Consider the following 1,046-nt stretch of genomic DNA (forward strand, 5'->3'; position numbering starts at 1 on the left):
TTATAGAATCCGTCAATATATTGGGCAATGGCTTTTTGTGCATCATCGCGCGTATGGAATACGGTTCTCCAAATCATCTCTGACTTCAATGTTTTAAAGAAGGTTTCAACCATGGCATTATCATAGCAATTGCCTTTGCCTGACATGGAAATCAGGATGCCATTTTCCTTCAGCTTGGCCTGATAATCAAAGGAACAATATTGGCTGCCACGATCCGAATGATGGACCAAGCCTTTTGGCGGTCGCCGCATTGTTATAGCTTTCTCGAGCGCCTGAAGAGCCAGCTTACGGTGTAAACGCTCACTAACGGCCCAGCCGATGACATGACGCGCGAATAGGTCAACAACGACTGCAAGATACAACCATCCCTCCCGCGTCCAGATATATGATATGTCGGCACCCCATTTCTGATTTGGTCCTGTTGCTAAAAAATCTTGTGCGATGATGTTGGGCGCAATCGGAAAGCTATGATAGCTGTCTGTCGTCTTTTTAAAACGGCGTTTTTGGCGCGCGTGCATTTTGTTCTCACGCATCAGGCGGGCAATCCGGCGACGATCAACAGCGAACCCTTGATCCTGTAACTCGCGCGTCATGCGCGGACTACCGTAGGTTCCATTCGAAAGAGACCAAGCTGAGCGTATATGTGCCAACATCACAAGGTCAGCGCGCTGGCGGCGGCTGGCCGGACGATCTTTCCACGCAAAATAACCGCTTTGGCTAACACCCATGAGATAACAAAGGCGAGATACGGGGAATTTTTTCTTCGCTGATCGATAAAGTGAAACTTCATCGACTTCCCTCCTTGGCGAAAAAAGCTGTTGCCTTCTTCAAAATATCTCGCTCTTGGCGCAAAATCTCATTTTCACGGCGAAGGCGTTTAAGCTCGGCGGCCGGATCCTCTTCGGCCTTGCGCTGGAGAGGGTCATTCATGCCAGCGTCACGGTTGCGCGTAATCCAGCGCGTTAGTGTCGAAAGACCTATGCCGAGATCTTCTGCAATCTCCTTACGGGTTCGACCGCTTGTCTCAGCAAGCCGCACTGCTGCTC

The 1,046-nt window shown here is 50.1% G+C and carries 1 pseudogene; it reads right to left on the reverse strand.

What is annotated here, in order from left to right:
• Positions 1–1,038: pseudogene (locus JNC77_RS17585) on the reverse strand (IS3 family transposase); the annotation flags it as partial.
• Positions 1,039–1,046: the final 8 nt, after the last annotated feature.

Origin of the sequence: Paenochrobactrum pullorum (assembly GCF_041929845.1) — a bacterium.
GTDB lineage: Bacteria > Pseudomonadota > Alphaproteobacteria > Rhizobiales > Rhizobiaceae > Paenochrobactrum > Paenochrobactrum pullorum.